Genomic DNA, 24,658 nt, shown 5'->3' with positions numbered 1-24,658 from the left:
GCGTGGGAACGATCAGCTCTCAACCCATCAGGAGTTTCCATGACCAGCAAAATTCCCGAACCGGATCTCAATTACCTGCAAAAAGTCCTGCTGGAAATGCTCGCCATTCCCAGCCCCACCGGGTTCACCGACACCATCGTGCGTTACGTTGCCGAACGCCTCGAAGAGCTGGGCATTCCCTTTGAGATGACTCGTCGCGGCACCATCCGCGCCACCCTCAAGGGCAAGAAGAACAGCCCGGACCGCGCCGTCTCCGCTCACTTGGACACCATTGGCGCGGCGGTTCGCGCGATCAAGGACAACGGTCGCCTGACCCTGGCACCCGTCGGTTGCTGGTCCAGCCGTTTTGCCGAGGGCAGCCGTGTCAGTCTGTTCACCGACAACGGCGTGATCCGCGGCAGCGTGTTGCCGTTGATGGCTTCCGGGCACGCGTTCAACACCGCCGTGGATGAAATGCCGATCAGCTGGGATCACATCGAATTGCGCCTGGACGCCTACTGCGCCACCCGCGCCGATTGCGATTCGCTGGGGATCAGCGTCGGCGATTTCGTCGCCTTCGACCCGTTGCCGGAGTTCACCGAAAGCGGCCACATCAGCGCCCGTCACCTCGATGACAAGGCCGGCGTTGCCGCCCTGCTGGCGGCGCTGAAAGCCATTGTCGACAGCGGCGAAGAACTGATGATCGACTGCCATCCGCTGTTCACCATCACCGAAGAAACCGGCAGCGGCGCGGCGGCTGCCCTGCCTTGGGATGTCAGCGAATTCGTCGGCATCGACATCGCACCGGTCGCGCCCGGCCAGCATTCCAGCGAACACGCGGTGAGCGTGGCGATGCAGGATTCCGGCGGGCCTTATGACTATCACCTGTCGCGCCACTTGCTGCGGCTTGCCAGCGACAACGAACTGCCGGCGCGCCGCGATCTGTTCCGCTATTACTTCAGCGATGCTCACTCGGCCGTCACTGCTGGCCATGACATTCGCACCGCCCTGCTGGCCTTCGGTTGCGACGCCACCCACGGCTATGAACGCACCCACATCGACAGCCTCGCCGCCCTCAGTCGCCTGCTCGGCGCCTATATCCTCAGCCCGCCAGTGTTCGCCAGCGATGCACAACCGGCCAAGGGATCGCTGGACCGGTTCAGTCACCAGATCGAACACGAGACGCAGATGGAAAGCGATACGCGGGTGCCGTCGGTGGATAGCTTGGTGGGGCAGCGCTCGGAGAGCTGATTCTTTTCTTGAGGTATTGGGTGTTTGATCTATCGCCTTCGCGGGCAAGCCTCGCTCCTACAGAGCAATATATCCCTCACGACGCGTACCTGTAGGAGCGAGGCTTGCCCGCGAAGGCGGTAGATCAGGCGCCACATCAGACTCAGGCTAGCCGCAATCACCCATTCGCCGTAGCATCGCGCCATTGTTTAGCCGAGGTGCCTTATGCTGATCCCCCACGACCAACTTGAAGTCGACACGCTGACCCGTCTGATCGAGGATTTCGTAACCCGTGACGGCACGGACAACGGCGATGACACACCGCTGGAAACCCGCGTTTTACGTGTTCGCCAGGCATTGACCAAGGGCCAGGCGCTGATCGTCTTCGATCCGGAAAGCGAGCAATGCCAGTTGATGCTCAAGCACGACGTGCCCAAGCATCTGTTCGACTGAGGTTCTTAACGCGCTTTCGCTTTGGCCTGTTTGATCTGGATGCGCTCATAGACTTCGGCGCGATGTACGTTGACCTGCTGCGGCGCTTCAACACCGAAGCGCACGCTGCTTCCGTTAACGGCGAGAACCCGCACGGTGATGTTGTCACCAATGGATATCAACTCGCCCACAACGCGGCTAAGTACAAGCATGGCATTCATCCTTCAGGGTTACCGGCCCTTGAAGATGCCCGGCGCGCAGCGGGTCTTCAATGCAACGACAACAAAACAGTCTCGCCCTACAGCGCAGGATGCAGAGCCCTGAAGGACGTATCCGACAAACCGATCTGAATGAAGGACCAATCCTTCAGGAAACGGAAAAGCGCGGACCAAACAGGATGACGCTCGCTCCGATCACACACAGCGCCACGCCAATCCAGTCCGAGCCCAGTGGACGAATCCGCTCGACCACTGCCAGCCAACCGATCGACGCAATGATGTAGATGCCACCGTAGGCGGCATAAGCGCGGCCGGCGTAGCTCGCTTCGACCCGGGTGAGCAGCACCGCGAACACCATCAGGCTTAGCAATGCCGGGACGATCCACCAAGCGCTTTTACTCTGGCGCAGCCACATCCAGAAAGCGAAGCAGCCGGCGATTTCGAATAGCGCGGCGAGGAAAAACCACAGGTAATTGAGCATGCAGATGTCTCGTGAGGATGACCGGTTGCGGCCACCCTAACGATGGTGTTGCGCACGGGCAAGTTCAGCCTGCGGATTGTTTGGCCTTGGCGCGCATTTTGTCAGCCATCACGGTCATTTCTTTGTAGAGCAGTTGCGGGTCTTTTTGCTTGATCGCCCAGGCCATGCGGCCCTGTTCGTGAGGCAGGATCAAGAATTCGCCGGCGGCGACTTGCTGATAGATGTAATCGGCAATGTCGGCAGCACTGATCGGCGAGCTTTCCAGCAATTTGCCCACCTGGGCTTTCATGGCCGGTGTCGGGCCACGGAAGGAGTCCAGCAGGTTGGTCTGGAAGAATGACGGGCAGACCACATGCACGCTGACTTCCTCGTGAGCCAGTTCAATCAACAGACTTTCGGACAAAGCCACCACACCCGCCTTGGCCACGTTGTAGTTGCTCATGGCCGGACCTTGCATCAGTGCGGCCATCGAGGCGATGTTGATGATCTTGCCTTTGCTTTGCTCCAGCAGCGGCAGGAACGCCTTGCAGCCCTTGACCACGCCCATCAGGTTTATCGCGATCTGCCAGTCCCAGTCTTCCAGCGACAGTTCACTGAAGAACCCGCCCGAGGCCACGCCGGCGTTGTTGACGATGACGTCAATGCCGCCGAGCTTCTCTTCACAGGCTTGGGCGAAAGCCGTTAGTTGGCTGTAGTCGCGCACATCACAACGCTGAATGAAACCATCACCGCCGGCTTCGCGAACCAGCTTCAGGGTCTCTTGCAGGCCAGGCTCGCTGACATCCGACAAGGCCAGTTGCCAGCCTTCACGCGCCCAGCGCAGCGCGATTTCGCGACCCAGGCCCGAGCCCGCGCCAGTGATCATCATGCGATTTTGCATAGCAAACAGCCTTGTTGTTCCGGGAAAGATGTACCGAGTGTAGCGAAGGATAATGCGCGACCCACGCTCCATCAGATTGCTGAATGGCCAGCAATGAACCACGGCGCGGTCCAGTTGTTTCAACTTTGAGACGCAGTAAAAGAAATAAGCGTGCTTTCCAAAAACATTAAAAAAAACTGGAATTTTTCGTCATATCCATGAGTCGGAATTTGTAAGCAGCTAGGATTAATACATGTCCAGCTGATGGCTAAAACGCTAGGTCAATCCACAACGCTTCCAACAAGGAAACAGACATGGGCACAATTCTTATCGTTATTCTTATCCTGTTGTTGATAGGTGGCTTGCCGGTCTTCCCGTACTCCAGTAGTTGGGGTTACGGCCCGTCCGGTATCATCGGCGTAGTGTTGGTAGTGCTGTTGATCCTGCTGCTGCTTGGCAAGATATGAAGGTTTTGCCGGCAAAAAAAAGAGGCCCTGCGAAGGGCCTCTTTTTTATTGCGCAAAAAATTTAGTCCGGCTTGCCGTCAACTACACCGGCGGTGTTATCGATCAGGCTTTTGGAGGCCGTCTGGATAAACGACTCGAGCTTCTGCTTGAGCGCCGCTTCATCAGCCGATGCCGGGATCACTTCGCCTTTCGGATTGGCGCCCAGTTCGTATTGATACAACTTCGGCGGCATCTCTTTGGGCAGTACCAGCACGCGATCCGCAGTGAGCAACGCGACCGTCTGATCGCTGCCCGACGGCTTGATTACGCCAAAACCCTTGTCGCCTTCCGGCAGGTTCAGCAAGTCGCGACCCCAGCATTGATGAACCACATCTCCACCAACACGGCCCATGATGGTCGGCACGATGTCGATCTGGGTGCCGACGGTGTGGTCGACCTGGCCGAATTTTTCCTGAACGCCCGGCCCGATCAGCAGCATCGGCACGTTGAAGCGGCCCAGGTCCATTTCAGTGATCTGCTGTTCGTTGCCAAAACCGTGGTCGCCGACCACCACAAACAGGGTTTCCTTGAAATACGGCTCTTTGCGGGCCTGTTCGAAGAATTGACCCAACGCCCAGTCTGAGTAGCGCATGGCGGTCAAGTGTTCGTTGAGGCTGCCGCGATCGGTCACAGGTTTCACCGGCAATGGCGTCGGCAACGCGTACGGCGTGTGGTTGGACAGCGTTTGCAGCAAGGCATAGAACGGCTTTTTGTCCTTGCCATCGCGGGCCTTCAGCTCCTCCAGACCACGGTTGAACATGTCCTGGTCAGACACACCCCAAGTCGGATCGGAGAACACCGGGTTAACGAAGTCATTACGACCGATGAAATTGGTCATGCCCTGGTTGCTGAAGAAGCCCGACTGGTTGTCCCAGGCGAAGTCGCCGTTGTAGACGTACACATCGTCGTAGTCACGCACGCTGAGCAACTGCGGCAGGCCGGACAGCTTGTGGCTGCCTTCAGGCGTTTGCATCAGGTATTCGAAACCCGGCAAGTTCGGGAAGCAGGCCATGGTGGCGAACATGCCCTGGTGGGTATGGGTGCCGTTGGAGAAGAAGCGGTCGAACAGCAGGCCTTCTTTCGACAATTTGTCGAAGTACGGGGTGATTTCACCCGGACGACCCAAAGCGCCCACCGAGTGACCGGCGAAGCTTTCCATCAGGATCACCACGACGTTCTTGATCGGCAGTGTCTTGTTGGTGTCGGGGCTGAAATTGCGACGCACCGCGGCGGTCTCGGGATCGACCAGCTTGTCGCTCGGGGTCAGCAACAAATCGCGCACGGTCTGCTGGGCCAGGGGCTGTGGCAGTGTGGCTTTCCAGACATTGTCGCGATGTTCGGACATCCGGCTCTTGGCCGCCGCGATCAACGAAAGTGTGCCATTGAGGCCCAACTGGTTGGCGAAATTCGAGTCGGTGGTGTAAACGTCACCCCAACGCATTGGCGGGCCCTGACGCAGAGTGCCACGAGCCGCAACCACGCAGACCAGCAGGCAGACCACGAACACGACGCCACGCGCATACCACGGAGCGACCTGCCGCGTACCAATGCTGCCACCGCTGAACGGCCCGCGAGGACGCGTGGCACGGTCGGCACCCTTGAACGCGAGGGTCAGGATCAACGTGCCCACGGCCCAGGCCAACAGGTAACGAACCACCGGAAAACCGTACCAGAGCATGCTCATCACGGTTTTCGGGTCTTCGTTCACGTACTGGAAGACCAGACCGTTGAGGCGCTGGTGGAACTCGCGGTAAAAGTCCATCTCCATCAGGCCGAGGAACAGCGCGATGCTCGAGACAACGGTCAGCCACAGTCGGAAGAATCCGCGGGCGGCCATCGCTCGGGCGCTGAACAATGCCAGCAGCAGCGGAATGCTGAGGTAAACCACCAGGCGCAAGTCGAACCGCAGGCCGTTGGCGAACGCTTCCAGAAAGGTCGAAGCGGGAGTGTCGAGGATCATCGAGCTGTTGTAGACCAGCAGCGCCACGCGCAGCAGGCTGAACATGACCATCATGACCAGGGCACACAATAGCGTGTAGGCCAGATGCGATTTGACGGTCGGTTGCAGCAGGCGACTAGAAGCTCGCTGCTGACTCAGGGCGTCCGGGTTTGCCATGTCGTTTTAGGACCCATTGGAAGTTGAAGTTTCAAAAATACAGCGGCGCCTTGCCTTTATGCTGGTCAGAGCGAGCAGAACCTGTGGGAGCGGGCCTGCATTTAACTGACCGGCATCAGCTGTCTTGCCCTCTGTCGGCCGTCCTCGGCCTCGGGGCTTGCGCGGTGCGCAAATGTTGCACGATCACCCGCGGCATTACCATTGATTACTGACTCGCAGGCCCCGACTGCCGCTTGCAGCGTTCTGGGACAAGAGACGTGGCGCAAAGTTGCTCAGGCTTACGGGCTGACGCGCGGGTGAATTGTCTTGGAGGCTTTGTGAAAATTTCGTTCAACGCATATCCAGAAACAAAATAAAGCCCCGCCCCTTGGTAAAAAACGCTAACGCCCCGATCAAATCGGGGCGCTGTTGAACGGGATTATCAAAAGTATACGCGGTTACTTCTCGGCACGTTCTTTCAGGGCTTTGAGGGTGTTGAACGGCGCATCGACCACAAACTTGTTGGCCAACCATGACGGCACGCTGCCGCCGGGTTCGGTATGGGCCTGGTAAGTCACTTCAACTTGGTCGCCTTTAGGCACGAGCTTCCAGAAACCTTTGACCTGAGCCACCCGCACAAAATCTTTTTCTTGCGCAATGTACTTGGGCTGACCTTCCAACTCGCGGGTCAGGCTGCCATCGGCACCTTCAACAGTGGTGACATGCAATACGGAGTCGCGAGGAGTGACCGGCCAAGGGGTATTGAACTGTGTGTAGGTCCAGCTCTGGTTGCCTTCATGTTTGAGCAACTTCTGAGTCTTGCACTCGTGAATCCATGCGCAGGCACCCGGTAAGTCTTCCTGCAATGCACGCAGTTTGGCCATGGTGGTCTTCATGACGGTCACGCCACGGTACGCCTTGTATTGGGAACCGGCCACTTCACTCAAGGACACCTTGATGCCCTCTTCTTCCTTGGCGGTTTTCCATTCTTCGGCCTGGGCCGTGGAGGCCAGCAAAACCGTCAAACCACACAGCACAGCCATACGATGCAGCGAACCCATAGTCTTTTTCCTTATTGTCGAAGTTCCGTTCGTTGAACACATCACGCGGCGGTCATTTGTTCCCACCAGCCCAGCAATTTGATCGCTTCGTCGCGGCTGCTTCCGCAGACCTCGACATCGGCTTCAAATGCCGAACACACCGCAGGACGTTCCGGCTCGCCGAAAATGCTGCACAGATTATCGACAGACAGCTGTACGCAACGCTCTCCGGCGGCTTTGCCATTGGGCATGCCGGGAATCGGCGAACTGATGGAAGGGGCAATGCAACAGGCGCCACAGCCTTCACGGCATCTCATGACGACAAGCTCCTCGCGACGGGCAATGTGTTAAAGGGACGGGGCACAGAGTAACGGCTAAAACGACTGTTTAAAATTACCTGAGCCCGGGTTTTTTAGCTAAAACGAACGTGACTGACCAGTCTCCGACAAAGCGTCTGGTCCGCGGGTCACGATTGGAAAGGATTTACTGCTTGAACTCGAAGTCCAGCGCTGCACCTTCAACTTCCCGACGCTCTTCATTGCGCAATTGCAGCTGCATCTCGTTGCTGAGCAGACGACCGTTGAGCTGGAACGGGCTGCTCTTGTCACCGAACATTTGCGGCAACAGCGCATCGCGTTGGGGCAACGTTACTGTGCCGACCGGCTTCAGTTCCTCGACCATGTCCTTGGGCAGGCTCAAGTCGAGATTTGCCGAAGGGAGTTTGGTTTTCACGACTTCACTGGCCGGTTTCGACTTGGAAGCAATGGGGGAACGTTTCTTTACCGCTGCAGCCTTCTTTTTGGCCGGCGCGGCTTTTTTGACCGGCGCCGCTTTCTTCGCAGGTGTGCTAGCTGTCGGTTTTTCCTGAACGGAAGCCGCCATGACGCCTTCCGGGTGACAGGTCATTAGCAGGCAGATCAACAACCAGGCGGCAGGAAAAATCGGCTTCATGGACCCAACGGCGTGAACGGCAGAAGGCTATATGCTCGCCTGTTGGAGACGACAAGACAAGCGGCCAGTTCACAACTGCCCGGCCGCTCAAAAACCGCTCGCCGTCTCCTGACAAAGTTGCGTCGCCAGCAACCCCAACGTCATCAATGCACGCTCGGCCTCGCGGTTCCATGGGATGCCACAGTTCAGGCGAATGCAGTGATTGAACTGCTCGGTATTACTGAAAATCAGCCCCGGCGCAATGCTGATACCCTGCTGCAACGCGCGCACATGCAGTTCCTGCGTATTCACCCGCCCCGGCAGGCTGACCCACAGAATGAAGCCGCCGGTGGGCCGGGTCATCTGCGTGCCTTCCGGGAAGTGCTGCTGCACCGCCAGTTGAAAGGCGCTGAGATTCTTGCGGTACTCCTGACGGATGTAGCGCAAATGCCGATCGTAACCGCCGTTCTCCAGATAGGCCGCGATGCCCATTTGCGTGACGCTGCAGGCTGAATGGGTACTGAAGGTCTGCAAGCGCTGGATTTCCTGCTGGTACTTGCCGGCAATCATCCAGCCGATGCGCACACCGGGCGACAGGGTTTTGGAGAAGCTGGAGCAATAGATCACCCGATCCAGCCGGTCATAAGCCTTGAGCGATTTGGTGCGACCCTGCTCGAACATCAGCTCGCCGTAGATATCGTCTTCGACGATCTGGATATCGAAATCCGACGCCAGGCGCAGCAGTTGTTTCTGCCGCTCTTCGGGCATGGTGCCGCCCAGGGGGTTGCTCAAACGCGTGGTCAGCACCAGCGCCTTGATCGACCATTGGTTGGCCGCCAGTTGCAGGGCTTCGAGGCTCATGCCGGTGGCTGGATCGCTGGGGATCTCGATGACTTTCAACCCCAGCAGGTCAGCCAGTTGCAGTAAACCGTAGTAAGTTGGCGACTCGGCCGCGATCAGGTCGCCCGGCCGGGTCAATACGCGCAGAGACATCTGCAACGCATCGACGCAGCCGTGGGTGATCACCACTTCCGACGGGTCGACCACCACGCCGGCGTCGCGCATGCGGATCGCCACTTGCCGACGCAACGGTTCGAAGCCGGGGCTGAACATGTAGCTGAACGCCCGCGGGCTATGGAAACGGGTGACTTTGGCCAGTTGCTGATGCAGCGCCCGCACCGGTAGATAGTCGACACTCGGTACGGCGGCGCCCAACGGAAAGACGCCTTCGCGGCGGGATTCGACCAGAACTTGCTGAATGATACTGCTGCGTGTGACCAGACCAGGTCGCTCGACCCGGGCAATGTCCGGGGTTGGCGCCGTGAGCGCCGGCGTCTGGTGCACGTAGTAGCCGGATTGCGGCCGGGCGCGGATCAGCCCCTGATCTTCAAGGTTGGCGTAGGCCTGCAACACCGTTGCATGGCTGACGTTGAGCTGCGAGCTCATCTTGCGCACCGAAGGCACGCGCTCCCCCGGTTGATAAACACCGCGGCGGATGTCTTCGGCCAGTTGCTGAGCAATTCGTTGATAGAGCAAGAGATTGGTCATGACGCAGCACTCGATTTCACGGGCATTTTATTCTTGTGTGAAACAATACCGGAACAGTTTTGAAGTGTACTGGGACAGTTATCACAATAGTCGACCGTACAGTGCATTGTCAGCAAAAACTGTACTGCTTTTATGGGTTGTCAGGCGAAAAAAAACCCGGCGCTGACTGACAGGCCGGGTTTTCCAGTAACGCAGCCCTTAGCGGGCGGCGCCGAGCTGGCCTTTTTCGTCGGAGAACACAATTTCCACTCGACGGTTCTGTGCACGACCACGTTCTGAGGCGTTCACGTCCACCGGGTATTCATCGCCATAGCCTTCGACCTGGATGCGTTTGTCGTCAATACCCAGGTCCGTCAGCACGTCAGCCACCGATTGCGCACGGTCGCGGGACAGCTTGAGGTTTTCCTGTTTACCGCCAGTGCTGTCGGTATAACCTTCGATTCGCACCACGCGCTTGGGATTGAGCTGCAAGAACTGGACGATCTTCAACACCACACGATTTGCCGAGTTCTTCAGCTCTGCCTGGCCGGTATCGAACAGCACATCGCCCAAGGTCATCACCAGACCACGGTCGGTTTGGGTAGTTGCCAACGCCACGATCTGCTCTTCGAGCCATTTGCCCTGTTGCTGCACGCTGAGCAACTTGGACTCACGCAGGGCCAATTGCAGGCGCTGACGCTCGAGTTCGAGCTTCGCCGCGCGCTCCTCGTTGAGCACTTGATTGGTATGTTCCCGGGCGATTTCGCTGTAGCGCCGGCTCAGGTAGGCGTAATGTACAACGTCCGAACCGCTGCCCCAGTAGCTGGACAGACGATCGGCGCGGGCCAGCGACTCGCCGGCACGGATCACGTCTTTGGGCGCAATGCGCAGCACGTTGGAGTCTTCCTTGACCTTCTGAAAATCGGTGCCGGCCTGCTGGATAGCCGCTTCGCTGTGTTGACCAGCGCAGCCATAAAGGCTTGCGCAACCGACCAGGATCAAGCCGCCGAGTGCTTTGGTTTTCAGGCTCATTGGGCATCTCCCAGTTGCTTGCGCAGGCGAGTGATGCGGGTATTGAGCATGTTCAACTGCTCCTCGCTCTTGAGGGTCAGAACCCGGGCTTCGGCCAGGCGCGCGTCCAGCTCGGCCTGTTCGGCCCGCATGCGCGCATTTTTGAAGGATTGGTCGGCCATGTTGCCCTTGGCACGCTTGAACTTGTCCTCGGCCAGTTTCAGCTCTGGCACTTCGTCGGCGGTAGCACCCACGGCCTTGGCTTGTTCGAGGGCCTGTTCGGTCAGGCGTATTTGTTCATTCGGCGCCGGATCGGCTGCACAACCCGCCAGAGCCAGAACGGCCAGGGCAGCGAAAAGAGGTCGAATACTCACTAAGAATCCCTACTGTATTGGGGTACTGACAGGTTGTGGCTGCGGTTGTGAGCGTTGCGCTTTCCAACGCTCGATATTGCGCAGCAGCGCAGCTTCCGTCAGTCCGGACGCGGGCAATTCTGTCATCTTTTTGGCCAGCTGTCCGCGCAACCAAGGATCGTTGCAGGCAGAGTTATGGGAAACCGCGAGGTACAGGCCGGGTTTGTCGATGGGGTGTGGGTGGGCCATCAAGTCATTGGCCATCCCCAGCGTTTGCACCAGGGCCATGCCCGAGTAGCGTCCGGCGAGGACAAATTCCACCTCGTTCAGCAGCAATTTCTGAAAGGCCTGGGTCAGATTGGGCGTGCGCAACAGGGTCAATTGCTGCTCGGCAAAAGTACCAAATGAGGGGGTTACCCGAGCCTTTTCCGACAAGGCGCCGGGATGACCGCGAAGGTCCTGCGCTTCGTTGTAGACCAGTAATGAATCGTTGCGGGTCCAGACCAGGTAATCGTTTTCCAGCAGCGGAGGATGGATGTAATCCAGATTTTCCAGCTCACTGACCGTCAACGGCGCATCGGCCAGCATGTCCATGCGCCCGCTGCGCACTTCGTCCAGGGCCTGGGAGCGTTTACCGGCGTAAAGCAGCTCTACCTTGATGCCCAACTCCCCCGCCACTTGCTGCAACAGATCAGCGCTGGCGCCAATCAGATGCCTGGGGTTTTGCGGGTCTTGCCACAGGTACGGCGGCGCGTCCGGGCTGCCAGTCACCACCAAGCGCTCGCATTTCCCCGCGGCAGCAGACAGCCCCGGCGACAGCGTCATCCCCAGCAGTAATGACCAGCCACATACGCGGCGCAAATCCATGGCGACACTCCCTACAACCCAATTTTTTCGCCCATAAAAAAAGCCCGACCAAAAGGCCGGGCTCTTTATAAGTCAAGCTGCCGGATTAGACCAGCTTCTCGAACTCGGGGATGGCTTCGAACAAGTCCGCCACCAGGCCGTAATCGGCCACCTGGAAGATCGGCGCTTCTTCGTCCTTGTTGATCGCAACGATCACTTTGGAGTCTTTCATGCCGGCCAAGTGCTGGATCGCGCCGGAGATACCGACGGCGATGTACAGCTGTGGCGCAACGATCTTGCCGGTCTGACCGACCTGCATGTCGTTGGGTACAAAACCTGCGTCGACCGCGGCGCGGGAAGCACCGACGGCAGCGCCCAGCTTGTCGGCCAGGGCGTACAGGTGTTTGAAGTTGTCGCCGTTCTGCATGCCGCGACCGCCGGAAACGACGATTTTGGCAGCGGTCAGTTCCGGACGATCGGACTTGGCCAGTTCTTCGCCGACGAAGCTCGAAGTGCCAGCGTCGTGAGCAGCCGCAACTGCTTCAACGGCAGCCGAACCACCTTCAGCGGCAACCGGGTCGAAACCGGTGGCACGCACGGTGATCACTTTGACAGCAGCGTTGGACTGTACGGTAGCAATGGCGTTACCGGCGTAGATCGGGCGCTTGAAGGTGTCAGCGCTTTCGACCGAGATGATCTCGGAGATCTGGTCAACGTCCAGGTTTGCGGCAACGCGCGGCAGGATATTTTTGCCGTTCGAAGTAGCGGCAGCCAAGATGTGGCTGTAGCCCTTGCCCAACTCTGCAACCAGCGGAGCAATGTTCTCCGGCAGTTGATGAGCGTAAGCGGCATTGTCAGCGTTCAGGACTTTGCTCACGCCAGCGATTTTCGCAGCGGCTTCAGCCACGGCGCCAACGCCCTGACCTGCAACCAGAACGTGGATATCGCCACCGATTTTGGCAGCAGCAGCCACGGTGTTGAGCGTGGCCGGGGCCAGTACTTTGTTGTCGTGTTCAGCAATAACCAAGATAGTCATTTAGATTACCTTCGCTTCGTTTTTCAGTTTCTCGACCAGTTCAGCCACCGACTTGACCTTGATACCCGCGCTGCGTGCAGCCGGCGCTTCGACTTTCAGAGTCTTGTTGGTGGAGGCGGTGGAAACGCCCAAAGCGTCCGGAGTCAGCACTTCGAGAGGCTTCTTCTTGGCTTTCATGATGTTTGGCAGAGACGCATAGCGCGGCTCGTTCAAACGCAGGTCGGTGGTGACGATGGCTGGCAGTTTCAGGGAAACCGTCTGCGCGCCGCCGTCGATTTCGCGAGTCACGGCAACGCTGTCGCCGGACACTTCGACTTTCGAAGCGAAGGTGCCCTGACCGTAGCCGCTCAATGCAGCGAGCATCTGGCCAGTCTGGTTGTTATCGCTGTCGATGGCTTGTTTGCCGAGGATCACCAGCTGAGGCTGTTCCTTGTCGACAACAGCTTTCAACAACTTGGCAACCGCCAGGGAAGTCAGATCTTCAGCGGATTCGACGAGGATGGCGCGGTCGGCACCCAGAGCCAGCGCGGTGCGCAGTTGCTCTTGAGCGGTGGACGGGCCGATGGAGACGACGACGATTTCAGTCGCAACGCCTTTCTCTTTCAGACGTACGGCTTCTTCCACTGCGATTTCGCAGAATGGGTTCATCGACATCTTGACGTTAGCGAGGTCGACGCCGGAATTGTCCGCCTTGACACGAACCTTGACGTTGTAATCCACAACGCGTTTGACAGCTACAAGAACCTTCATGGATTCCTCGTTACTCTCCGGTGAAAAGAAAGTCGCCTAGGCGAACCTGGCGGTTGATGCTCATCGGCGCAAGGGCACCTCTAAAAACGCTGGCAGGTGTAACGGGTGAACTCTGCTCACGAGGCTGATGACCGTTCGTCAGTGGTGACTGATAAGTCATTCATAATCGCGGCGTGTAAACTGCGCATCTGACCTGCACTGCGCATCACCTTATACTGCCATCGCCCTGTCTTTAGAGGTGCTCTTGAAACCAACAGTCAGCCTACGGCGAGCGCAAAACCGACCGTATCTTGACCGGAACGCCTATTCCGGTCAATACGGCAAAATAGCCGTTCATAAGCCGCGTGACTTTGATTTCTCTGGCTTTGAGCCAATTCAAACAAACGTTTGTATTGGACGCTAGGAGTGGTGTAGATATAATGCGCCACCTAGAGAGAAAGGTGGTCATCCATTGTCCCTTCCGGCAGTTACCGGAGGAAATAATGGATGCAACGCCAAACCTCCAATTAGAAAAAAACTGTTGAGCCTTGAGTAGGAGATAGCCTGTGGAACGCGAATACATGGAATTCGACGTGGTCATCGTCGGTGCCGGCCCCGCTGGCCTGTCCGCCGCCTGCCGTTTGAAGCAGAAGGCCGCCGAAGCCGGTAAGGAAATCAGCGTCTGCGTGGTCGAAAAAGGCTCCGAGGTCGGCGCTCACATCCTGTCCGGTGCCGTGTTCGAACCACGCGCCCTGAACGAATTGTTCCCGGACTGGAAAGAACTCGGTGCGCCGCTGAATACGCCAGTCACACGCGATGACATCTTCGTGCTCAAGAATGCCGACAGCGCGCAGAAGATTCCTGACCTCTTTGTGCCCAAGACCATGCACAACGAAGGCAACTACATCATCTCCCTGGGCAATCTGTGCCGCTGGCTGGCCCAGCAGGCCGAGAACCTGGGCGTGGAAATCTACCCGGGCTTCGCGGCCCAGGAAGCACTGTTCGACGAGAACGGCGTGGTTCGCGGGATCATCACCGGCGATCTGGGCGTTGACCGCGAAGGCAATCCGAAAGAAGGCCTGTACACCCCCGGCATGGAACTGCGTGCCAAGTACACGCTGTTCGCCGAAGGTTGCCGCGGCCATATCGGCAAACAGCTGATCAAGCGCTTCAACCTCGACAGCGAGGCCGACGCCCAGCATTACGGCATCGGCCTGAAAGAAATCTGGGAAATTGATCCGGCCAAGCACCAGCCAGGCTTGGTGGTCCACACCGCCGGTTGGCCGCTGGACATCATGGGCACCGAGAACACCGGCGGTTCGTTCCTCTATCACCTGGAAAACAACCAGGTGGTCGTCGGCCTGATCGTCGATCTTTCCTACAGCAACACTTTCCTGTCGCCGTTCGACGAGTTCCAGCGCCTCAAGCATCACCCGGTGCTCAAGCAATACCTGGAAGGCGGCAAGCGCGTCAGCTACGGCGCGCGTGCGATCTCCAAAGGCGGCCTGAACTCGCTGCCGAAAATGGTCTTCAAGGGCGGCGCGCTGATCGGTTGCGACCTCGGCACGCTGAACTTTGCCAAGATCAAAGGCAGCCACACCGCGATGAAGTCCGGCATGCTCGCCGCTGACGCCGTGGCCGATGCGCTGTTCGCCGATCTGGACGGCACGCAAGAGCTGACCACCTATGTCGACGCCTTCAAGAGGAGCTGGCTCTATGACGAACTGTTCGCCAGCCGCAACTTCGGCCCGGCGATCCACAAGTTCGGCGCCATCGTCGGCGGCGGTTTCAACTGGCTTGATCAGAACATCTTCGGCGGCAAACTGCCGTTCACCCTGCATGACACCAAGCCGGATTACGCTTGCCTGAAACTGGCGGCCGACTGCAAGAAGATCGACTACCCGAAACCGGACGGCAAGATCAGCTTCGACAAACTCAGCTCGGTGTTCATCTCCGGTACCAACCACGAAGAAGAACAGCCTTGCCATTTGAAGCTGACCGATCCGAGCATTCCGATCGCCAAGAACCTGCCGATGTACGATGAACCTGCCCAGCGTTACTGCCCGGCCGGCGTGTACGAAGTAGTGACCCAGGAAAACGGCGAAAAGCGCTTCCAGATCAACGCCCAGAACTGCGTTCACTGCAAGACCTGCGACATCAAGGACCCTGCACAGAACATCAACTGGGTGGCGCCAGAAGGCTCTGGCGGCCCGACTTACCCGAACATGTAAGTTGAACGCCTGAACATCAAGGCTCCCGAAATGGGGGCCTTTTTGTTGCCCGCAATTCAAGCGTCAACACAAGACCCTGTGGGAGCGGGCTTGCCCGCGATGACGATCTATCATCCAACATTAAAGTCGACTGACCCACCGTAATCGCGGGCAAGCCCGCTCCCACAGGGTTACTTAGTGGATCAAGCAACGCGCTCATCTCCGGGATTACGTTCAAAGTAGCGCTTGTACTCGCGGCTGAATTGCGACGTGCTCTGATACCCCACCCGATGCGCCACCTGGGCCACGCCCAAGCCTTCGCCCAGCAACAACTGCTGGGCCTTGAGCAAGCGCAAACGCTTCAAATACTGCACCGGCGACAACAAGGTGCTGCGTTTGAAATGCTCATGAAACGTCGACGCACTCATGTTCGCGCAACTGGCCAGGGTCTCGACATTCAGCGGCTCGGTGTAATGCGCATGCAGATGACTCAGGGACGCCGCGATCCGGGCGAACTGCCCCTGTTGCTCCACCAGCGCCCGCAACACATCAGCTTGCGGCCCTCGTAATGCCACGAACAACAATTCACGCAAGCGCGCCGCGCCCATGACCTGGCATTCCAGCGGATCGTGCAGGCAGCGCAACAACCGTTCCACACAACCGCGCATGGCATCGTCGAGCACCGCCGAGGTCATGGATTCGGGCGTCTGCGCGGGAACAGTACGCCCCGGCGACAGCCCCATGGCCAATACCAACTCACCGAGCATTACCCGGTCAATGGCGATGGAAACGCCAAGCATCGGGCCATCTGGAGCCGAAAACGTCTCGCATTCGAAGGGCACAGGCAACGCCTGAATCAGGTAATGCCCGGCACCATATTCCAGGGTACGCGGGCCCAGATACGCCAACTTACTGCCTTGGGCAATGATGACCAGGCTTGGCTCGTAGATTTGCGGGCCACGGGCGACATCACAACTGGCGCGCAAAACCTGCACCCCCGGCAATGCGGTAGGCGCGAAACCATCGCGAATGGTCAGCGGCTGGATCAGCGAAACCAGGGTGGCATTGGCATCGAGATGACGGGTCAACAACATGAAGTGCTCTTCACAAAAAAAGTCGCGAAAAAGGAATAAAAGCATCATCGCAGGTCTGAACGCCAATGCGACCCATCAACGGCGTAAGCCGGAGGATTAGGCATGACACCCGGAGGAATCGCCATGGCCGGTCACCCGTGCGGCGCCCAGAATGGCTCGCCTCACCTGTCACTGCTCTTGCGAGGTTCACCATGTACACCGCCATCGGATACGCCGCTCAATCAGCCACCACTCCCCTCGCCCCGATGAAATTCGAACGCCGCAGCCCACGAGCCGACGACGTTGCGATCGACATTCTCTACTGCGGCGTCTGCCATTCCGACATCCATCAGGCACGCAACGAGTGGGGCATTGCTGTTTACCCGCTAATGCCCGGCCATGAGATCGTCGGCAAAGTCACCGCCATCGGTGCGAATGTGACCCAACACAAAGTCGGCGATCTGGTCGGCGTCGGCTGCATGGTCGACTCGTGCCGCCACTGCGAAGCCTGCCAGGCGGATCTGGAGCAATACTGCCTGGAAGGTCCGACCATGACCTATGCCACCCCGGACCGGGTCGATGGCAGCAACACCATGGGCGGTTACTCCGACAGCATCGTGGTCAGCGAGCACTTTGTCGTGCGTATCCCGGCGAAACTCGACCCGGCCAGCGCCGCGCCGATTCTGTGCGCCGGCATCACCACCTACTCGCCGCTCAAGCACTACGGCGTCAAGGCGGGCGACAAGGTCGGGATTCTTGGCATGGGTGGCCTCGGCCACATGGGCATCAAGTTCGCCAAGGCGATGGGCGCTGAAGTGACGTTGTTCACCCGCTCGGCGAGCAAGGCCGAGGAAGGCCGTCGTCAAGGCGCGGACCACGTGATCGTATCCACCGATGCCGAACAGATGAAGGCCGCCGCAGGGCATTTCGACTTCCTGCTGGACACCATTCCGGTGCAGCACGACCTCAATCCCTACCTCGATACCCTGCGTTTCGACGGCGTACACATTCTGGTGGGCTTGATCGAGCCGATCGATCCACCGGTTCACGCTGCCAAACTGGTATTGGGTCGTCGCGTGCTGGCCGGCTCGCTGATTGGCGGCATCGCCGAAACCCAGGAAGTGCTGGATTTCTGCGCAGAGCACGGCATCACCTGCGACATCGAAATGCTCGACATCCGCCAGATCAACGAGGCTTACACCCGCATGATTGCCGGAGACGTGAAGTACCGCTTCGTGATCGATATGGCGACCCTTAAGGTTTAAACCTTAAGACCAAGCTCCGCCGAAAGCCGGGCTGTGACCCCTTTGATCAGGGGAATCAGCTCGGCCATTTTTTCCAGCGGCATGTAGGGCACGGTGCTGGCGATGCTGATACCGGCGACAATGCGCTTGCTGGCATCGCGGATCGGCGCCGCTACACAGCGAATCGACGGTTCGTTGTCTTCCAGGTCGAAGGCGTAACCGCCGGCCACGTACTCGATCATGCGCTGCTGAAACTGCTCCCAGGATTGTTCCGGGTGCTGCGGCCAGAACTGATTTTTCCCACCCACCGGCAAGCTGATTTCGTACAGCCGTTGCCATTCTTCCTGCGAGTCATCGAGCATCAGCGCCTTACCGATCCCGGTACGCGCCAATGGCATGCGATGACCGACCCGCGAGCGCATTTCCGGACCATTGCGCCCCGGATTCTTGTGCAGGTACAGCACCTCGTCACCTTCACGAATCGCCAAGTGAATGGTGTCACCGGTCAACGCCGACAACTCATCCAGATAGGGCCCCGCCAGCGTCACCAGTGGCAACTCTTCACGCGCCTGGAAACCCAGTTCGATCAGTTTCGGCCCCAGCAGATAACCGACTTGCGGCACCACCCGCAGATAACGCTCGTCCACCAGGCAACTGGCCAGACGATGGGTGGTGCTGCGCGTCGTGCCGATCAGCCGGGCGATTTCCTTGAGATCGCGGGCGCCACTGGCCACGGCCTGAACCACACCCAAACCACGAAGCAGTGTCTGGGTGCCGGTCGGCGCGGCGTCCTTGGCGATTTTTGGGGCGTCTTCCTGCATATCCAGCCTTTACCGTTGAGCGAGTGAACGACGGCATTATGGTCGCCCGACAGCCGCGACTACAACTTGATACGCTCGACTTTGCCCACCAGCAACACGTAGGAAAGCGCACCCATCAACGCCAGAACCGAAATATAGGTAATCGCCGGGGCAAACGAATCACCGGTGGCGAGAAAACCGATGACGATGGGCGTGGTAATCGCCGCCAGGTTGCCGATGAAATTGAACACCCCACCGGTCAATCCAAGCAAACGCGCCGGGGCCAGGGTCGACACCAGCGACCAAGTGATCGACGCCAGGCCGTTGCCGAAAAAGGCCAACGCGAGGAACGCAATTACCAGCGGCGTCGACTCGACGAAGTTGGCGCCGATGATCGAGGTGGAAATCAGCAGGCCGCCAATGATCGGCAACTTGCGGGCGAAACCCACTGTGTAGCCGCGACGGATCAAAAAGTCCGAGAAGAACCCCGAACACAGCACACCAACGAATGCCGCCAGAAACGGTAGCGACGCCAGCAAGCCAGACTTGATGAAGTCCATGCCGCGATATTTCACCAGGTAGGTCGGGAACCACGTCAGAAAAAACCACAACGTCGAATTGAGGCAGAACTGACCGAGGTAAATGCCCCACAACTTGCGTTTGCTCAGGACAATCCCGAGGTCGATCCAGCTGAATTTCGCCTTAGTCTTCGCGGCTTCAGCCTGGATATCCACCAGCCCGCCGCCTTCGCGGATCAACTCGATTTCAGCGTCATTGGCGCCCTTGAAATCCCGTGGTTCGCGATACACCGCGTACCAGATCACCGCCCAAATAATACCCACCGCACCAGTGCTGACAAACACCATGTGCCAGCCATAATGGTGTTGCAGCCAGGCGAGTACCGGTGTGAGAAACGCCAGGCCGACGAACTGCCCGGAGGTGTAGAAACCGATGGCCGTGGCGCGTTCGCGCTCGGGGAACCAGGTCGTCACCACGCGGCTGTTGATCGGATACGCCGGCGCTTCCAAGGCACCGACGGCCATGCGCAGCACGAACAGCGCGATGAAACTGGCGGCGAAGCCGAGCATCACCGTGGCAATCGACCACAGCAGCAATGCGACGCTATAGAGGATGCGCGGCGGCACCCGGTCCACCAGCCAGCCGCCGGGGATTTGCATGGCCGCGTAGGTCCAGCCGAAGGCGGAAAAGATCAGCCCGACGTGGATCGGATCGATGCCCAGATCGCTGGTCAGCGCCGGGGCGGCAATCGACAGGTTACTGCGGTCCAGGTAGTTGATCACCACGGTGATGAACAGCAGGACCATGATGAAAAACCGCTTGCGGCTCGGCGTCACCAACGACGCCTGCCCGGTGAGGGTTTGCGGTTGCATGAGGGGTGCCTCTTCTTATGTTTATTGAGGTCAATTTGAAGACTTGCGCTGCACCCTGTGGGAGCGGGCTTGCCCGCGATGGCGACGGCACATTCAGCATTGATGAGACTGACAGGACGCTATCGCGGGCAAGCCCGCTCCCACAGGGATTTGGGTTGAGTCAGGAGGAACTCACCACTCAGCAAAGCTGCCATCGGCATGGCGCCAGATCGGGTTGCGCCAGCGGTGGCCGACGGCGGCGCGTTCGATCACGTATTCCTCGTTGATCTCGATGCCCAGGCCCGGGCCGTTGGGGATTTTCACGAACCCCTTGTCGTAGTCGAACACCCGCGGATCTTTCACATAATCGAGCAGGTCATTGCTCTCGTTGTAGTGGATGCCCAGGCTCTGCTCCTGGATGAACGCGTTGTAGCAAACCGCGTCCAGTTGCAGGCACGCCGCCAGGGCAATCGGGCCCAACGGGCAATGCAGCGCCAGTGCCACATCGTAGGCTTCGGCCATGTTGGCGATCTTGCGGGTTTCGGTGATACCGCCCGCGTGGGAGGCATCCGGCTGGATGATGTCGACGTAGCCTTCGCTGAGCACCCGCTTGAAGTCCCAACGCGAAAACAACCGCTCGCCGAGGGCAATCGGTGTGCTGGTCAGCGGTGCCAGTTCTTTCAACGCCTCGTAGTTTTCGCTGAGCACCGGTTCTTCGATGAACATCAGTTTGTACGGGTCGAGTTCCTTCATCAGCACCTTGGCCATGGGCTTGTGCACCCGACCATGGAAGTCCACGCCGATGCCGACATTCGGGCCGACCGCATCGCGCACGGCGGCGACGTTGGCCAGGGCCAGGTCGACCTTCTCGAAGGAATCGAGGAACTGCAGCTCTTCGGTGCCGTTCATTTTCACCGCCGTGAAACCACGGCTGACCGCTTCTTTCGCGGCGCGAGCGGTGTCCGCCGGGCGATCACCACCGATCCACGAGTAAACGCGGATCTTGTCCCGCACCTGACCACCCAACAGATCGCTGACCGACACACCCAGAGCCTTGCCCTTGATGTCCCACAATGCCTGGTCGATACCGGCCAGAGCGCTCATGTGGATCGCACCGCCACGGTAGAAGCCGCCACGGTAGAGCACGGTCCAAATGTCTTCGATGTTGCGTGGGTCTTTGCCGATCAGGTAGTCGGACAATTCCTCAACCGCAGCGGCGACGGTGTGCGCGCGGCCTTCGACCACAGGCTCACCCCAACCGGTCACTCCCTCGTCGGTTTCTATTTTGAGGAAGCACCAGCGCGGCGGAACGATGAAGGTAGTGAGTTTGGTGATTTTCATCTCTCGTACTCTCTTTTTATTAATGCAGCTCTTATAGATGTAGCGCTCACCGCGCCGAAAAGTCTTAACGCAGAGCGTTCCATGCAGCGACATACGCCTTGGCGTTTGCTGCCACTTGCTCAGGTGTCATGCCCGGTTTGAACAACCCGGACCCGAGGCCGAAACCTTTGACGCCGGCCTCGACAAACACCTGCATGGTGTCCGGCGTAATCCCGCCCACCGGCACCAGCACCGTCCCTGCCGGCAACACCGCCAGCCAGGCTTTCACAACGGCGGGCCCCATTTGTTCGGCCGGGAACATCTTCAGCACATCCGCCCCTTCGGCCAATGCAGCAAAGGCTTCGGTCGGTGTCGCGACACCCGGCGACAGGAACAGCCCCGCCGCTTTCGCCGCACGCAACACCTTGGCATCGCTGTGAGGCATGACGATCACCTGGCCACCCGCCGCTTTCACTTGCTCGACCTGTTCCGGCGTCAACACTGTGCCCGCGCCGATCAGGCAATCGGCGGGCAAGGTACTGCGCAGGATGCGGATACTTTCGTACGGCTCGGGGGAATTGAGCGGCACTTCGATGACGCGAAATCCGGCCGAGTACAGGACTTCGCCCACGGCTGCCGCTTCTTGCGGACGCAGGCCACGCAGAATCGCGATCAGACCGTTTTGTGCCAGTGCTTGCTTGAGCATGTCAGACCTCCAGTCAGGTTTAACGGGATGAGGGTGTCGTGATCAGTCGGGCGGCAACCGCCAACTGCCACAACCCGCATTCGGTGGCCTGCTCGGCCAGGGTCACCCGGGCAAAACCGCAGGCGTCGAGCGCCCGGCTGTAGCGGGCGCAGAGTTGAGTGTTTCCGATGAGGACGATCGAAGGCAGGTGCACGCTGTTGCGTCGATGCCGCTGAACGTTGGCCAGGGCCGACAGTTCATGGCCGATCAACAGGCCGGACAGATAGTCCGGCTGAGCGACGGCGCTGAGTTCACCGGTCAGCCCCAGGCTGCGGGCACTGAACAGCGTCGACAGCGGCCCGATTTCACCATCCGCCGACAGCGCCACCCGCACGCCACGATCAAACGCTTCGCCATCAAAAGACGCGCCGCGCTGCTGAGTGCGCCCCAGAATGCTGTGTTCACTGAGGACAGCGAAGATTTCGCCGGTCATGAAAGTATCGAAATGCACGATGCAACCGTCGGCCACTTCCACCCATTTCGAATGACTGCCCGGCAGGCCGATCAACAGATCGTTACCCGCCCCGCTCGGCAGATTCTGCAACACGCCGAGGACCTGGGTTTCCTCGCCGCGCATCACGTTCGGCAAGCGCGAACGCTGAATCACGCCCGGCACGATGTGCACATCGACACCGCGAAGACTGCGAACGGTTTGTAGGGAAGTTCCGAGATTGGCGACGTTCGCCGGCGTGTCGCAGTAGGCCGCTTCGCGCCAGCCCTGAGCACTGCCGACCATGCCGCAAGCAATCACCGGCAAACCGGGCTGCGCGTCGAGCCAGTCACCACACGCCTCATCGAAGGCCAATTCAAAACCGTCGGCACATGCCTGGCCGGCGATGATTCGCGGCGTCTTGGGCAACTGCATGATCCCGGACGACAGCGAGCGCTGTTCCAGCACCTGGCCACCGAAGCCGAGTTTGTAAGCACGTAATGAGGTTGTCCCCCAATCGAGCGCGATCAATTGCGCCAGCATCGCTTCACCTGTTTTGTTTTTTTGGCAGTGAGTGAGCTGGACTATAAACCTGGACGAATGAAAATCTCAATATATAAATATCAATCCCACATATTGAGATTAAATCAAAAAAAGATCGCAGCCTTCGGCAGCTCCTGCACGGATTCGATGTACGACGCAATATCGCGGTCGAACACAATCCCGTGCAGGAGCTGCCGAAGGTTGCGATCTTTTAGGAGATCAATTGCCCGAGGCAAAATCCCTTAACACCGCCCCATCCATCCGATACCGCACCCACTCCTCCTGCGGTTGTGCACCGAGGGATTTGTAGAATTCGATCGCCGGTTTGTTCCAGTCCAGCACGCTCCATTCAAAACGGCCGCAGTCATTGGCGCAGGCGATTTTCGCCAGGTGGCGCAGCAAGGTTTTACCGGCGCCGCCGCCCCGTTGCTCTGGCGTGATGTAGAGGTCTTCGAGGTACAGGCAGTTGCTGCCCAGCCAGGTGGAATAGCTGAAAAAGAACACCGCGAAGCCGATCGGCAAGCCATCGCGCAGGCAGATCAGGCCATGGGCGGTGGCGCCTTCGCTGAACAGGCTACGCTCGATGTCGGCGACGCTGGCGATGACTTCGTGGCGGGCACGTTCGAAGTCGGCCAGTTCAGTGATGAACGCGAGTATTTGCGGAGCATCGCTGGGGGTTGCCGGGCGGATTTCGATCGTCATGAACGTGCCTTGTCAAAAGTTGAAAACGCCATACTAAGTCCGCGCGCGGCGCACGTCACATTTGAAAGCAAAACGTCATGTAGCATTAATGTTTTGTGGCGCTTTGTATGAACGAGCCAGCCTGCGAAATCAGCGTGACTGTACTGACGTCTTCGCGGGCAAGCCCGCTCCCACAGGGTGCTCATTGATCACAAAACCGAGTCGAATCCAAGGAATTCCATGACCACCACCGCTTTTGCGCCGCTGCACAATCTGGCTTCTGAACTGCTGCCTCATGCACTGGAACCTGGCGAGGACGGTGCCCATGATCTGTCGCACTTGCAGCGGGTGTGGCACAACGTGCGCACGCTTCATGCCGAAGAAGGTGGTGATCTTGAGGTGTTGCTGGCAGCCGTGCTGTTACACGATTGCGTGGCGGTGGAGAAAAACTCGCCGCTGCGCTCACAGACATCACGGCTGGCGGCGCAGAAAGCGTCGACAGTACTGGTAGCCATGGATTGGCCTGGTGCAAAAATCACTGCGGTCGTCCATGCCATCGAAGCCCATAGCTTTAGCGCCAACATCACGCCTATCACTCTCGAAGCGAAAATCATCCAGGACGCCGACCGCCTCGATTCCCTTGGCATGCTCGGCGTGGCGCGTACCTTCTACATCGCCGGGCGCATGGGCAGCGCGTTGTATGACCCTTTGGACCCTGAGGCAAAAGAACGGGACTACGACGACAAGCGCTTTTGCCTCGATCATTTCCAGACCAAGTTGCTGCACTTGGCGGACGGTTTCCAAACGACCACCGGTCAACGCCTGGCACAGATTCGCCACCAACGCCTGAAGGGTTTCATGGCGCTGTTCAAGGAAGAAATCGGCGTCGACCAATAAATCTGGACGGCACCGCTCGTCGTTCATCAGGCACCAATTCAGGTCGGGAAGGACCAATATCGGGTAAGGACTC

General features: G+C 58.8%; 26 protein-coding genes. 6 read left to right on the top strand and 20 right to left on the bottom strand.

All coding sequences use genetic code 11. The features are described from left to right. Positions 1-39: 39 nt before the first annotated feature. Together NHU87_RS15880 and NHU87_RS15875 are read left to right on the top strand one after the other, a co-directional pair. Positions 40-1,230 (top strand): osmoprotectant NAGGN system M42 family peptidase, encoded by a 1,191-nt coding sequence (locus NHU87_RS15880; protein ID WP_253550375.1) that lies wholly within the window; start codon positions 40-42, stop codon positions 1,228-1,230. 204 nt (positions 1,231-1,434) lie between these two features. Beyond that, positions 1,435-1,662, top strand: a complete 228-nt coding sequence (locus NHU87_RS15875; protein ID WP_003199186.1) for a YheU family protein — start codon at positions 1,435-1,437, stop codon at positions 1,660-1,662. Positions 1,663-1,667: 5 nt separating this feature from the next. Here the strand turns inward: NHU87_RS15875 and csrA are convergent, their stop codons facing one another. The 3 genes from csrA to NHU87_RS15860 all read right to left on the bottom strand — a co-directional run bounded on the left by csrA (position 1,668) and on the right by NHU87_RS15860 (position 3,220). After that, positions 1,668-1,853 carry a carbon storage regulator CsrA gene (gene csrA / locus NHU87_RS15870; RefSeq protein ID WP_030132007.1) on the bottom strand — a complete coding sequence of 62 codons (186 nt, stop codon included), beginning with the start codon at positions 1,851-1,853 and terminating at the stop codon, positions 1,668-1,670. 154 nt (positions 1,854-2,007) lie between these two features. Then, positions 2,008-2,340, bottom strand: coding sequence for a YnfA family protein (locus tag NHU87_RS15865; protein ID WP_253550372.1), 333 nt, complete (start codon positions 2,338-2,340; stop codon positions 2,008-2,010). 64 nt (positions 2,341-2,404) lie between these two features. After that, positions 2,405-3,220 carry an SDR family oxidoreductase gene (locus NHU87_RS15860; RefSeq protein WP_253550369.1) on the bottom strand — a complete coding sequence of 272 codons (816 nt, stop codon included), beginning with the start codon at positions 3,218-3,220 and terminating at the stop codon, positions 2,405-2,407. Positions 3,221-3,513: 293 nt separating this feature from the next. Here NHU87_RS15860 and NHU87_RS15855 point away from each other — a divergent pair, with 293 nt between their 5' ends. Further along, complete coding sequence (locus tag NHU87_RS15855) at positions 3,514-3,666, top strand: DUF3309 family protein (RefSeq protein WP_052964818.1); 153 nt, start codon at positions 3,514-3,516, stop codon at positions 3,664-3,666. Positions 3,667-3,727: 61 nt separating this feature from the next. On the opposite strand, the gene NHU87_RS15850 is transcribed toward NHU87_RS15855, so the two are convergent. The 10 genes from NHU87_RS15850 to NHU87_RS15805 all read right to left on the bottom strand — a co-directional run bounded on the left by NHU87_RS15850 (position 3,728) and on the right by NHU87_RS15805 (position 13,293). Further along, positions 3,728-5,821, bottom strand: coding sequence for an LTA synthase family protein (locus NHU87_RS15850; RefSeq protein WP_253550366.1), 2,094 nt, complete (start codon positions 5,819-5,821; stop codon positions 3,728-3,730). 437 nt (positions 5,822-6,258) lie between these two features. Then, positions 6,259-6,861 carry an START domain-containing protein gene (locus NHU87_RS15845; protein WP_253550363.1) on the bottom strand — a complete coding sequence of 201 codons (603 nt, stop codon included), beginning with the start codon at positions 6,859-6,861 and terminating at the stop codon, positions 6,259-6,261. 41 nt (positions 6,862-6,902) lie between these two features. Then, a complete protein-coding gene (locus NHU87_RS15840; RefSeq protein ID WP_253550360.1) occupies positions 6,903-7,157 on the bottom strand; it encodes a YkgJ family cysteine cluster protein in 255 nt (84 codons plus the stop codon). Positions 7,158-7,323: 166 nt separating this feature from the next. Further along, on the bottom strand, positions 7,324-7,791 hold the full coding sequence (locus NHU87_RS15835) for a translation initiation factor 2 (RefSeq protein ID WP_253550357.1): 468 nt from the start codon (positions 7,789-7,791) through the stop codon (positions 7,324-7,326). 87 nt (positions 7,792-7,878) lie between these two features. Continuing rightward, complete coding sequence (locus NHU87_RS15830) at positions 7,879-9,318, bottom strand: PLP-dependent aminotransferase family protein (protein ID WP_253550354.1); 1,440 nt, start codon at positions 9,316-9,318, stop codon at positions 7,879-7,881. 198 nt (positions 9,319-9,516) lie between these two features. Continuing rightward, a complete protein-coding gene (locus NHU87_RS15825; RefSeq protein WP_253550351.1) occupies positions 9,517-10,329 on the bottom strand; it encodes an OmpA family protein in 813 nt (270 codons plus the stop codon). Beyond that, positions 10,326-10,682, bottom strand: a complete 357-nt coding sequence (locus NHU87_RS15820; protein WP_253550348.1) for a DUF4398 domain-containing protein — start codon at positions 10,680-10,682, stop codon at positions 10,326-10,328. The genes NHU87_RS15825 and NHU87_RS15820 overlap by 4 nt, the downstream gene beginning before the upstream one ends. Positions 10,683-10,691: 9 nt before the next feature. Continuing rightward, complete coding sequence (locus NHU87_RS15815) at positions 10,692-11,528, bottom strand: substrate-binding periplasmic protein (RefSeq protein WP_253550346.1); 837 nt, start codon at positions 11,526-11,528, stop codon at positions 10,692-10,694. 85 nt (positions 11,529-11,613) lie between these two features. Further along, positions 11,614-12,543, bottom strand: a complete 930-nt coding sequence (locus NHU87_RS15810; RefSeq protein WP_253550343.1) for an electron transfer flavoprotein subunit alpha/FixB family protein — start codon at positions 12,541-12,543, stop codon at positions 11,614-11,616. After that, entirely contained in the window at positions 12,544-13,293 is a 750-nt protein-coding gene (locus NHU87_RS15805) for an electron transfer flavoprotein subunit beta/FixA family protein (RefSeq protein ID WP_003226982.1), read from the bottom strand. It abuts the gene before it with no gap. 545 nt (positions 13,294-13,838) lie between these two features. Here NHU87_RS15805 and NHU87_RS15800 point away from each other — a divergent pair. After that, a complete protein-coding gene (locus NHU87_RS15800; RefSeq protein ID WP_253550341.1) occupies positions 13,839-15,503 on the top strand; it encodes an electron transfer flavoprotein-ubiquinone oxidoreductase in 1,665 nt (554 codons plus the stop codon). Positions 15,504-15,685: 182 nt separating this feature from the next. Here the strand turns inward: NHU87_RS15800 and NHU87_RS15795 are convergent, their stop codons facing one another. Continuing rightward, a complete protein-coding gene (locus NHU87_RS15795) occupies positions 15,686-16,576 on the bottom strand; it encodes an AraC family transcriptional regulator (protein ID WP_253550338.1) in 891 nt (296 codons plus the stop codon). 191 nt (positions 16,577-16,767) lie between these two features. On the opposite strand from NHU87_RS15795, the gene NHU87_RS15790 reads away from it, so the two are divergent. Next, the gene (locus NHU87_RS15790; protein ID WP_253550335.1) at positions 16,768-17,820 is read left to right on the top strand and encodes an NAD(P)-dependent alcohol dehydrogenase; all 1,053 of its coding nucleotides are present in this window, start codon (positions 16,768-16,770) and stop codon (positions 17,818-17,820) included. Here NHU87_RS15790 and NHU87_RS15785 read toward each other — a convergent pair. The 6 genes from NHU87_RS15785 to NHU87_RS15760 form a co-directional block, all read right to left on the bottom strand. After that, on the bottom strand, positions 17,817-18,620 hold the full coding sequence (locus NHU87_RS15785; RefSeq protein ID WP_253550331.1) for an IclR family transcriptional regulator: 804 nt from the start codon (positions 18,618-18,620) through the stop codon (positions 17,817-17,819). The two genes, NHU87_RS15790 and NHU87_RS15785, sit on opposite strands and share 4 nt — an antisense overlap. 59 nt (positions 18,621-18,679) lie before the next feature. After that, positions 18,680-19,990, bottom strand: a complete 1,311-nt coding sequence (locus NHU87_RS15780) for an MFS transporter (protein WP_253550328.1) — start codon at positions 19,988-19,990, stop codon at positions 18,680-18,682. Between the two features lie 171 nt (positions 19,991-20,161). Next, on the bottom strand, positions 20,162-21,310 hold the full coding sequence (dgoD, locus tag NHU87_RS15775) for a galactonate dehydratase (protein WP_030131992.1): 1,149 nt from the start codon (positions 21,308-21,310) through the stop codon (positions 20,162-20,164). A gap of 64 nt (positions 21,311-21,374) precedes the next feature. Then, positions 21,375-21,995 (bottom strand): 2-dehydro-3-deoxy-6-phosphogalactonate aldolase, encoded by a 621-nt coding sequence (locus NHU87_RS15770; RefSeq protein WP_253550325.1) that lies wholly within the window; start codon positions 21,993-21,995, stop codon positions 21,375-21,377. A 19-nt stretch (positions 21,996-22,014) separates the two neighbouring features. After that, complete coding sequence (locus NHU87_RS15765) at positions 22,015-23,007, bottom strand: 2-dehydro-3-deoxygalactonokinase (protein ID WP_253550323.1); 993 nt, start codon at positions 23,005-23,007, stop codon at positions 22,015-22,017. A gap of 219 nt (positions 23,008-23,226) precedes the next feature. Then, complete coding sequence (locus tag NHU87_RS15760) at positions 23,227-23,709, bottom strand: GNAT family N-acetyltransferase (protein WP_253550320.1); 483 nt, start codon at positions 23,707-23,709, stop codon at positions 23,227-23,229. A gap of 219 nt (positions 23,710-23,928) precedes the next feature. Between NHU87_RS15760 and NHU87_RS15755 the strand changes: the two genes are divergently transcribed. After that, on the top strand, positions 23,929-24,585 hold the full coding sequence (locus NHU87_RS15755; protein WP_253550318.1) for an HD domain-containing protein: 657 nt from the start codon (positions 23,929-23,931) through the stop codon (positions 24,583-24,585). Positions 24,586-24,658: the final 73 nt, after the last annotated feature.

It is taken from the genome of Pseudomonas mandelii (genome assembly GCF_024138395.1).
GTDB lineage: Bacteria > Pseudomonadota > Gammaproteobacteria > Pseudomonadales > Pseudomonadaceae > Aquipseudomonas > Aquipseudomonas mandelii_E.
The sequence above is the reverse complement of the archived record's forward strand: the minus strand, read 5'-3'. Positions and strand labels throughout refer to the sequence as shown.

What these genes read in the sequence shown, in the direction of transcription:
- NHU87_RS15760 (WP_253550320.1), bottom strand. Translation starts at nt 23,709, where the DNA reads ATGACGATCGAAATCCGCCCGGCAACCCCCAGCGATGCTCCGCAAATA.
- NHU87_RS15860 (WP_253550369.1), bottom strand. Translation starts at nt 3,220, where the DNA reads ATGCAAAATCGCATGATGATCACTGGCGCGGGCTCGGGCCTGGGTCGC.
- NHU87_RS15825 (WP_253550351.1), bottom strand. Translation starts at nt 10,329, where the DNA reads ATGAGCCTGAAAACCAAAGCACTCGGCGGCTTGATCCTGGTCGGTTGC.
- NHU87_RS15780 (WP_253550328.1), bottom strand. Translation starts at nt 19,990, where the DNA reads ATGCAACCGCAAACCCTCACCGGGCAGGCGTCGTTGGTGACGCCGAGC.
- NHU87_RS15770 (WP_253550325.1), bottom strand. Translation starts at nt 21,995, where the DNA reads ATGCTCAAGCAAGCACTGGCACAAAACGGTCTGATCGCGATTCTGCGT.
- NHU87_RS15765 (WP_253550323.1), bottom strand. Translation starts at nt 23,007, where the DNA reads ATGCTGGCGCAATTGATCGCGCTCGATTGGGGGACAACCTCATTACGT.
- csrA (WP_030132007.1), bottom strand. Translation starts at nt 1,853, where the DNA reads ATGCTTGTACTTAGCCGCGTTGTGGGCGAGTTGATATCCATTGGTGAC.
- NHU87_RS15810 (WP_253550343.1), bottom strand. Translation starts at nt 12,543, where the DNA reads ATGACTATCTTGGTTATTGCTGAACACGACAACAAAGTACTGGCCCCG.
- NHU87_RS15790 (WP_253550335.1), top strand. Translation starts at nt 16,768, where the DNA reads ATGTACACCGCCATCGGATACGCCGCTCAATCAGCCACCACTCCCCTC.
- NHU87_RS15795 (WP_253550338.1), bottom strand. Translation starts at nt 16,576, where the DNA reads ATGTTGTTGACCCGTCATCTCGATGCCAATGCCACCCTGGTTTCGCTG.
- NHU87_RS15785 (WP_253550331.1), bottom strand. Translation starts at nt 18,620, where the DNA reads ATGCAGGAAGACGCCCCAAAAATCGCCAAGGACGCCGCGCCGACCGGC.
- NHU87_RS15865 (WP_253550372.1), bottom strand. Translation starts at nt 2,340, where the DNA reads ATGCTCAATTACCTGTGGTTTTTCCTCGCCGCGCTATTCGAAATCGCC.
- dgoD (WP_030131992.1), bottom strand. Translation starts at nt 21,310, where the DNA reads ATGAAAATCACCAAACTCACTACCTTCATCGTTCCGCCGCGCTGGTGC.
- NHU87_RS15845 (WP_253550363.1), bottom strand. Translation starts at nt 6,861, where the DNA reads ATGGGTTCGCTGCATCGTATGGCTGTGCTGTGTGGTTTGACGGTTTTG.
- NHU87_RS15835 (WP_253550357.1), bottom strand. Translation starts at nt 7,791, where the DNA reads ATGAAGCCGATTTTTCCTGCCGCCTGGTTGTTGATCTGCCTGCTAATG.
- NHU87_RS15755 (WP_253550318.1), top strand. Translation starts at nt 23,929, where the DNA reads ATGACCACCACCGCTTTTGCGCCGCTGCACAATCTGGCTTCTGAACTG.
- NHU87_RS15875 (WP_003199186.1), top strand. Translation starts at nt 1,435, where the DNA reads ATGCTGATCCCCCACGACCAACTTGAAGTCGACACGCTGACCCGTCTG.
- NHU87_RS15815 (WP_253550346.1), bottom strand. Translation starts at nt 11,528, where the DNA reads ATGGATTTGCGCCGCGTATGTGGCTGGTCATTACTGCTGGGGATGACG.
- NHU87_RS15840 (WP_253550360.1), bottom strand. Translation starts at nt 7,157, where the DNA reads ATGAGATGCCGTGAAGGCTGTGGCGCCTGTTGCATTGCCCCTTCCATC.
- NHU87_RS15880 (WP_253550375.1), top strand. Translation starts at nt 40, where the DNA reads ATGACCAGCAAAATTCCCGAACCGGATCTCAATTACCTGCAAAAAGTC.
- NHU87_RS15805 (WP_003226982.1), bottom strand. Translation starts at nt 13,293, where the DNA reads ATGAAGGTTCTTGTAGCTGTCAAACGCGTTGTGGATTACAACGTCAAG.
- NHU87_RS15830 (WP_253550354.1), bottom strand. Translation starts at nt 9,318, where the DNA reads ATGACCAATCTCTTGCTCTATCAACGAATTGCTCAGCAACTGGCCGAA.
- NHU87_RS15855 (WP_052964818.1), top strand. Translation starts at nt 3,514, where the DNA reads ATGGGCACAATTCTTATCGTTATTCTTATCCTGTTGTTGATAGGTGGC.
- NHU87_RS15850 (WP_253550366.1), bottom strand. Translation starts at nt 5,821, where the DNA reads ATGGCAAACCCGGACGCCCTGAGTCAGCAGCGAGCTTCTAGTCGCCTG.